At 64.8% G+C, this 7,420-nt stretch carries 8 protein-coding genes; 3 read left to right on the top strand and 5 right to left on the bottom strand.

Annotated features, from left to right (window positions below; genetic code table 11):
• On the bottom strand, positions 1-216 hold a 216-nt coding region (locus FJ471_RS33520), incomplete at its 3' end, for an NmrA family NAD(P)-binding protein (RefSeq protein ID WP_140810453.1).
• Positions 217-312: 96 nt separating this feature from the next.
• Between FJ471_RS33520 and FJ471_RS33525 the strand changes: the two genes are divergently transcribed.
• The gene (locus FJ471_RS33525) at positions 313-1,206 is read left to right on the top strand and encodes a LysR family transcriptional regulator (RefSeq protein WP_140810456.1); all 894 of its coding nucleotides are present in this window, start codon (positions 313-315) and stop codon (positions 1,204-1,206) included.
• A 78-nt stretch (positions 1,207-1,284) separates the two neighbouring features.
• On the opposite strand, the gene FJ471_RS33530 is transcribed toward FJ471_RS33525, so the two are convergent.
• The 3 genes from FJ471_RS33530 to FJ471_RS33540 form a co-directional block, all read right to left on the bottom strand.
• Positions 1,285-2,478, bottom strand: a complete 1,194-nt coding sequence (locus tag FJ471_RS33530; protein ID WP_140810461.1) for an MFS transporter — start codon at positions 2,476-2,478, stop codon at positions 1,285-1,287.
• Between the two features lie 377 nt (positions 2,479-2,855).
• Positions 2,856-3,164: a DUF1244 domain-containing protein gene (locus tag FJ471_RS33535; RefSeq protein ID WP_140810466.1), complete on the bottom strand. Its 309-nt coding sequence runs from the start codon at positions 3,162-3,164 to the stop codon at positions 2,856-2,858.
• A gap of 27 nt (positions 3,165-3,191) precedes the next feature.
• Positions 3,192-3,989 carry an N-formylglutamate amidohydrolase gene (locus FJ471_RS33540; protein ID WP_140810470.1) on the bottom strand — a complete coding sequence of 266 codons (798 nt, stop codon included), beginning with the start codon at positions 3,987-3,989 and terminating at the stop codon, positions 3,192-3,194.
• A gap of 170 nt (positions 3,990-4,159) precedes the next feature.
• Between FJ471_RS33540 and FJ471_RS33545 the strand changes: the two genes are divergently transcribed.
• The gene (locus tag FJ471_RS33545; RefSeq protein ID WP_181179931.1) at positions 4,160-4,717 is read left to right on the top strand and encodes a DUF1036 domain-containing protein; all 558 of its coding nucleotides are present in this window, start codon (positions 4,160-4,162) and stop codon (positions 4,715-4,717) included.
• Positions 4,714-6,141, top strand: a complete 1,428-nt coding sequence (pyk, locus tag FJ471_RS33550) for a pyruvate kinase (RefSeq protein ID WP_140810478.1) — start codon at positions 4,714-4,716, stop codon at positions 6,139-6,141. Before FJ471_RS33545 ends, pyk begins: the two co-directional genes overlap by 4 nt.
• A gap of 182 nt (positions 6,142-6,323) precedes the next feature.
• On the opposite strand, the gene FJ471_RS33555 is transcribed toward pyk, so the two are convergent.
• Positions 6,324-7,385 (bottom strand): alpha/beta hydrolase, encoded by a 1,062-nt coding sequence (locus tag FJ471_RS33555; RefSeq protein ID WP_140810482.1) that lies wholly within the window; start codon positions 7,383-7,385, stop codon positions 6,324-6,326.
• Between the last annotated feature and the right edge of the window lie 35 nt (positions 7,386-7,420).

The raw sequence follows: 7,420 nt of genomic DNA on the forward strand, positions 1-7,420 counted from the left end.
GTTCAGGCCATTGAAGATGATGTCGACGCCTTGCGTTGCGTTGATCAGGGACTGGCGGTCCAGCGCGTCGCCGGCCACCGCGGTTGCGCCCTTGAGCTCGGCCGGCACCTTGCCGGTGCGGGTGACGGCGCGGACGTCGAAGCCGGCGTCGATGAAAGCCTTGCCAACCACGCGGCCGAGCCGGCCATTGGCGCCGAGGATTGCGATCTTGGTCATGTGTTCTCTCCGTTGCTTGCGTTCGCCCGGCTAATCTGATGCGTTCACCAACGAATTGAAATTGACCTGTTTCGGCGTTCTGTTATTCAAAAATGAATGAAGGAATTCGACTGGAACCTGATCAAGAGTTTTGTCGCGGTCGCCGATACCGGCAGCCTTTCGGCTGCGGCGCGCCAGCTTGCGGCCAGCCAGCCGACGCTCGGCCGCCACATCGCCGAACTGGAGGCGGCGCTCGGCGTGACGCTGTTCAGGCGTGGGCGGCGCGGCTACGAGCTGACCGAGGCGGGAAGCGCGCTCTACGAGCGCGGGCGGGCGGTCAGCGAGCAGGCCAATGCGTTCTCGTTGCTGGCGCTGGGTTCGGTCGAGGCGATCGAGGGCACGGTGCGCATCGCAGCTTCGGAAGTGGTCGCCGCCTTCGTGCTGCCGGGTATGATGGCCCGTCTCGGCGAGGAGGAGCAGGGCATCGAGGTCGAGATCGTCGCCTCCAATCAGGTCGAGAACCTTTTGCGCCGCGACGCCGACATCGCCATCCGCATGGTCCGGCCGGCACAGAACGAACTGGTGGCGCGCAAGGTCACCGACATTCCGCTCTGCCTATGCGCGGCAAGCGCCTATCTCGACCGGCGCGGCCGGCCCGAAACACCCGCCGACCTTGCCGAGCACGCTTTGGTCGGCTTCGACCGCAGCGACGAGATCATTCGCGGCTTCACCGCGTTCGGCATTCCGGTCGGCCGCAGCCATTTCCGCTTCCGGACCGACAACCAGATCGTGCTGTGGGAGGCGGTGCGGACCGGCAACGGCATCGGCATAGGCCAGGAGCCACTGGCCGACCGCGACCCTGACCTGGAGAAGCTGCTGCCCAATGTACCGCTGCCGGTCCTGCCCGTATGGCTCGCCATGCATCGCGACGTGCGCACCAGCATGCGCATCCGCCGCGTGGCGGACTTCCTGCATGAGGAGCTGAAGCGCTATTCGGCCGGCACAGGCTAGAGCATGATGCCGAAAAGTGTGAAGCGGTTTTCGGACGACATCATGCCCTATTTCTCTGATCCTAGAGCCGGATGGATTTCAGGTCGATCCGACCTGAAATCCATCCGGCTCGGGAGCGAATTCGGCCCGGTGAGCGAGCCCGGCCATCAAGAGCACGACGACCAGCAGCCCGGACAGCGCGATGAAGATCGGGCCGAAGCTCGAATGCTCGGCGACGAAGCCGATCGCCGACGGCGCCACCAGGATGCCGGAATAGCCCATTGTGGTGACGACGCTCATGCCGGTGCCGGACGACATGCCTTCCTGGTTGCCGCCGGCCGAGAACAGGATCGGCACCATGTTGGCAATGCCGAAGCCGCAGAAAGCGAAGGCGGCGATGGCAAGGTAAGGCGAGGGCGAGAGGCCGGCGACCAGCATGCCGGCCGCGGCGGCCAACGCCGAGCCGCGCAAGGTCGCCACCGCGCCGAAACGGTTGCGCACACCATCGCCCAGGAAACGCATCAGCGCCATGACGCCGGAGAAGGCGGCATAAGCGAGGCCGGCGACCGCAAGGTCGGCGCCCAGCTCCTGATGCAGGAAGAGCGCCGCCCAATCGAGCACCGCGCCCTCCGAGATCATGGTGAGCAGCGCCATCAGTCCGACCAGATAGACGGCCGTGTGCCGCGGCAGCGTGAATTTCTGGTGCTCGACCGCCTGCGGCCGATCATCGGCGATAAGGTAGCGAATGGCAAAGGCGATCACGGCAAAGGCGATCGCCGTCACCGCGACGGCATGGGGCAGATAGCCGTAGTTCTGGATCGAATAGCCGCCGAGCGCGCCGCCGGCGAAGCCGCCGAGGCTCCAGAAGCCATGCGAGGACGACATGATTGCCCGGGAGAGCCTTCTTTCAACCACCACGGCATTCGAATTCATCGCGACATCCATGCCGCCGATCGAGCCGCCGAAGATGAGCATGGCGATCGCCGCCAGGGGAACGTTGGGCGCGAGCGCCACGATCAGCAGGCCGAAGCTGCCGCAGACGCCGAACCAACGGGTTACGGTGCGCGAGCCATGCCTGGAGATGAGATGGCCGCACCAGGTCATGGCAATCACGGCGCCGACGCCGAACAGGAGGATCAGCAGGCCGAGGGTGAACCGGGTAATGTCGAGCCGGGTGAGGAACACCGGGATCTGCGGCGCCCAGCTGCCGGTGAGAAAGCCGTTGGCCAGGAAAATGCCGGCGACGGCCCAGCGGCCGCGCGTCGCGGCCTGCATCGTGGTTTGCACGCTCATAGCCCGAATCCGCTGCGCCAAATGGCTTTGCGCGGCAAATTAGATCGATTCAATTGGTAGTCAAGAACCGCGCTGGGGAAGTGCTTGGACCAAGGAGTGCGACCGTGGAGCCAGTGTCGTTCGTGGCAGGCGGTAGCTTTGGAGGTTTGGCACAAGCGCCTCTCCGTTCGTCATCAACGGGCGAAGCAAGGAGCGAAGCGACGCGCGCAGACCCGAGGATCCATTCTGTGACCTTCAACGTGGAGTGCAACGGTGCAGAATTCTGTAGTCGCTGCAACGCCTTGGCGTCACGGAATGGATCCTCGGGTCTGCGCGCGTCGCTTCGCTCCTTGCTCCGCCCAAGAATGACGAAGCCGGCGAAAGCGTTCGGCATCGCTCTAGTGATCCTTCGGGCGCCTTGCCTCGAACTCGGCCTTCTTGGCTTCCGAAGCCTCGGTCTGGTTGAGCGCCTGCCATTCGGCATAGGGCATGCCGTAGATGATCTCGCGCGCAGCTTCCTTCGACAGCGCGACACTCTCGGCCTCGGCGGCTTCGCGATACCAGTTGGACAGGCAGTTGCGGCAGAAGCCGGCGAGGTTCATCAGGTCGATGTTCTGGACATCGCCGCGTTCGCGCAGATGCGCCACCAGCCGACGGAAGGCGGCTGCCTCGAAGTCGCGTTTCTGGTCGTCGCTGAGTTCGGTCATGGGGAAAACTCCGGCCTGTCGGGCTCGTCACACGGGTCCGGTGCGCGAGCCGAACATTTTCACCGCATGTATATCGGGACGCCGGTCGATGGCGTCAACGATCGGCGCCAGGCGCTCGGCCCAGGCGAGGGCGCCGGCGCGGTCGGCGATCAGGTCCTGGCGGATCTCGATCAGCGCGTGGGCATAGCCGTTGACGATGGCGTGGCGGAACATGGTGTCGCCGCGCAGGGCGCCGTCATAAGGCTCGTTGTCGCCGACGACGAGGGACTTGTGCTGAGCCAGCATGTCGATCAGCGGCCGCGCCACGCGATCGTCGCGGTCCCACAGCACGCCGACATGCCAGGGGCGGACAAAACCCTGCATCACCGGCGTGAAGGAATGCACGGAGAAGATGAACGGCGCCTTGCCCGAGGCGTGCGCCACGGAGGCGATCATGGCGCCGACAGCGTCGTGGTAGGGCCGATAGAAACGGTCCAGCCGCCGCTCGCGCTCCTCCCGGGCTATCGGATAATTTCCCGGCACCACGGTCCCGTCATAGAGCTGACGGATCATGGTCGGGTCGTCCTCGCCCCGGTTGGGATCGATCAACAGCCGCGAGAAGCCCGCCAGCACCGCAGGCACGTCGAGCGCGGCGGCAAGCTCCCGCGTCACCGTCTCGACGCCGATGTCATAGGCGATGTGACGATCGAATTCGGACGCCGGCAAACCGAGACTGCCATACTCCTCGGGCAGGTCGCGGCGGGCGTGATCGGCCAGAAGCACGACGCCTTTCTTGCGGTCGCCCTCGACGATGTCGAATGGCGTGAAAACTGTGGATCGGGTCATCGGCTGAAAAGGGGATGGCGGCTGCGATGTGGTATCGTCATTCCACGAAGAGGACGCCGGCGCAATGCCGTTGTTTGGCCAAGGTTTCTGCAAAAAATCTCCCGCTGGAGGAGAATTTGCGCGACGGGCCCTTCTAAATCGATTGGAATTGAACAAAACGGCGCGTTGACATGCGACCGGAGTTTGCTGAAAAGGGGCTTCGAGAGATGCAAATGTGGTTCGCAAGGGGATCTGCGATGGGTTTTGCCGGCCGGTTGCGCAAGCGCTTGGCCGTGCCGTTGCTGATCATCGGCGCGGGATTATGCGCGATTTTCGCGACCTCGCCGGCTCGGGCCGACTTCCGCGTTTGCAACGCAACGCAAAATCTGGTGGGCGTCGGCATCGGCTATCGCGCCAAGGCCGGCTGGATCACCGAGGGCTGGTGGCACATCGAAGGATCGACCTGCAAGACGCTGATCGAGGGTCCGCTGTCATCAAGGTTTTACTATCTTTATGCAGAAGACGCCGAACGCGGCGGGCGCTGGGACGGCCCGATCAACATGTGCGTCGCCGAAAAAGAGTTCAAGATCGCCGGCGTGAATGATTGCGTCGCCCGGGGCTTCCAGCGCGCCGGATTTCAGGAATATGACACGGGCGAGCAGGCCAGCTGGATGGTCCAGCTGACCGACGAGCCTGCAACGGGAGGCGCGCCAGCGGCGGCCCCCGCTCCGGGAACAAACAGTCAATGAGACGTAACCGCAAGGTCAAGATCCTCGCCACCATCGGTCCGGCTTCCTCCTCCGAGGAAATGCTCAAGAAGCTCTTCGAAGCCGGCGCCGATGTCTTCCGCATCAATATGAGCCATACCGACCACGAGCTGATGCGCACGCTGGTTGGCCGCATCCGCGCCGTAGAGGCGGCCGTCGGCCGGCCTATCGGCATCCTCGCCGACCTGCAGGGTCCGAAGCTCAGGGTCGGCAAGTTCGCCAACGTCAAGGAAGCGCTGACCCTTGGCCAGACCTTCACGCTCGACGACAATCCGGAACCCGGCACATCGAAGCGGGTGTACCTGCCGCATCCGGAAATCCTGAACTCGGTCGAGCCCGGTCACCGGCTTTTGATCGACGACGGCAAGCTGGAGCTGAAGGCGGTAAAGAGCGACGGCAAGTCGATCACCTGCACGGTCGTCGCCGGCTCGGGCATTTCCGACAAGAAGGGCGTCAGCCTGCCCGACACCGACCTGCCGGTCGGCGCGTTGACCGAGAAGGACCGCGCCGATCTCGACGCGGTGCTCGCCACCGGCGTCGACTGGGTGGCGCTGTCCTTCGTGCAGCGGCCGGAGGATCTGGCGGAGGCTCGCAAGATCGCGCGCGGCCGGGCGCTGATCATGGCCAAGATCGAGAAGCCGCAGGCAGTCGCCCGGCTCCCCGAAATCATCGAGCTCTCCGACGCGCTGATGGTCGCCCGCGGCGATCTCGGCGTCGAGATGCCGATCGAAGCGGTGCCCGGTATCCAGAAGCAGATCACGCGCGCGGCGCGCCGCGCCGGCAAGCCGGTGGTGATCGCCACGCAGATGCTGGAATCGATGATCACCGCGCCCGTGCCGACCCGCGCCGAGGTCTCCGACGTGTCGATCGCCGTCTTCGAAGGCGCGGACGCGATCATGCTTTCGGCAGAATCCGCGGCCGGCGCCTATCCGGTCGAAGCGGTCGCCATGATGAACCGCATCGCCACCAAGGTCGAAGCCGACCCGACTTACGCCGGCATCATCAACGCGCAGCGCTCCGAGCCCGAGGCCACTGGGGCCGACGCCATTTCGCTGGCCGCGCGCGAGATCGCCGAGACGCTGAAACTGTCGGCGATCATCTCCTACACCGCGTCGGGCACCACCGGCCTGCGCGCCGCGCGCGAGCGGCCTCAGGTGCCGATCGTGGCGCTGTCGCCGATCCTCAACACGGCGCGCCGCCTGTCGCTCTTGTGGGGCACGCATTGCGTCGTCTCGCCGGACGCGACCGACCTCGACGACATGGTCGACCGGGCCTGCCGCATCGCGCTGGAAGAAGGTTTCGGCAAGCCGGGCGACCGGGTGATCATCACGGCCGGTGTGCCGCTCAGGACACCCGGCTCGACCAATATGCTGCGCATTGCGTATGTGGGGTCGGACACGCATTAGGTATGTCGATATTCAGGTGAGGCCGGCCTGCAAGTAGCGACTTCCTGCGCTTCCGGTGCTCACGTACTTTAAGTACGCTCCGCTCCGGTTCTCGGAAGTCACTACTTTCGACTCGGCCTGACCTGAATCTCGATATACCCAGCCGTCTTCGCGGTGGCATTCAGGAACCAATCTCTGAAATTTCAGGTCGGCGCCAACTCGGCGTCGGGTACTTCGATGTCCGGACATTTGCCGTCATTATAGGCATCGCTGGCGATCCGGGCCTCCACGGTCCTGGCCATCGCTTCTAGGTCGACATCTTGGCCTACGACTTTCTCGATCGCGCCGACGACGAGGCCGGGCGTGATCCAGTCCGGCTTGTGGCCGAGATTGTGGACCCAGACCAGCTCGGCGCCGGGAATGTCGCGCTTAAGGCCGATGGAATGGATCGTGGCATAGACCACCTTGTCGCGGTCGCCCGAGATGACGACCGTCGGCGCCTTGATCTCGCGGTAAGCGGGTGAGGCGGCGCGGACATAGTCGTAGAGCTGGGCGACATCGCGGGCATTGGCGCGGAAGGCGGACGGCCGCAGCACCAGCGGGATCGAGGCCTCGCCGATGTAATTGTCCGGCGGGTTGTTGGGTGAAAAGACGCAAGCCGTCGCATTGCCGATCTGCAGCATGCCGGCCGGATAGGCGAGCGTTTCGGAAAACAGCCAGCCGATCGCCGGCGTGGCGGTGAGCTTGTAATACCAGGCGGTCGCGCCGCCCGGCCATGGATGCGTGGCGGGCGAAAGAAAGACCAGTCCCAGCGTCTTTTCGGGATGCTGGCGGGCGAATGCCGTGATGATCGCGCCGCCGAAGGAATGCGCGACGATGACTGCCTTTTCGATGCCGAGGCGATCCATCAGCGTGGCAATGGTGTCCGCCTGAGCGGCCAAGGTTTCATTGTCGCCGCGCTCCGACCAGCCGAGGCCCGGGCGGTCGAGGAACAGCATCTCGGCGCGGCGCTCGATCAGGGGCTTCAGCGGCAGCATCTGGTCTTTCAGATTGGCGCTGGCGCCATGGATGAAGACGACCGGCGGCAGGTCGGCGCCGGCCGGCGCCGGGATATGGACATAGTGGATGCGCGCGCCGTCGATCTCGGCGAATGCCCCGACAGGCGGGTTGCGCCGCTCGATCGACCAGACGCCGGCGCGGGTGACGCCGGCCAGGGCAAAGAGGAGCGCGACGAGGAAGAGGAGGGCGGCGCAGATGAGGTTCATACGGGGAGATATACGGGAGTGGGGCGGAATTAGTT

This window comes from Mesorhizobium sp. B2-7-1, assembly GCF_006440735.1.
GTDB lineage: Bacteria > Pseudomonadota > Alphaproteobacteria > Rhizobiales > Rhizobiaceae > Mesorhizobium.

Bases quoted from the DNA above. Each gene is read 5' to 3' on its own strand.
- pyk (WP_140810478.1), top strand. From the start codon at position 4,714: ATGAGACGTAACCGCAAGGTCAAGATCCTCGCCACCATCGGTCCGGCT.
- FJ471_RS33555 (WP_140810482.1), bottom strand. From the start codon at position 7,385: ATGAACCTCATCTGCGCCGCCCTCCTCTTCCTCGTCGCGCTCCTCTTT.
- FJ471_RS33535 (WP_140810466.1), bottom strand. From the start codon at position 3,164: ATGACCGAACTCAGCGACGACCAGAAACGCGACTTCGAGGCAGCCGCC.
- FJ471_RS33525 (WP_140810456.1), top strand. From the start codon at position 313: ATGAAGGAATTCGACTGGAACCTGATCAAGAGTTTTGTCGCGGTCGCC.
- FJ471_RS33530 (WP_140810461.1), bottom strand. From the start codon at position 2,478: ATGAGCGTGCAAACCACGATGCAGGCCGCGACGCGCGGCCGCTGGGCC.
- FJ471_RS33545 (WP_181179931.1), top strand. From the start codon at position 4,160: ATGCGACCGGAGTTTGCTGAAAAGGGGCTTCGAGAGATGCAAATGTGG.
- FJ471_RS33540 (WP_140810470.1), bottom strand. From the start codon at position 3,989: ATGACCCGATCCACAGTTTTCACGCCATTCGACATCGTCGAGGGCGAC.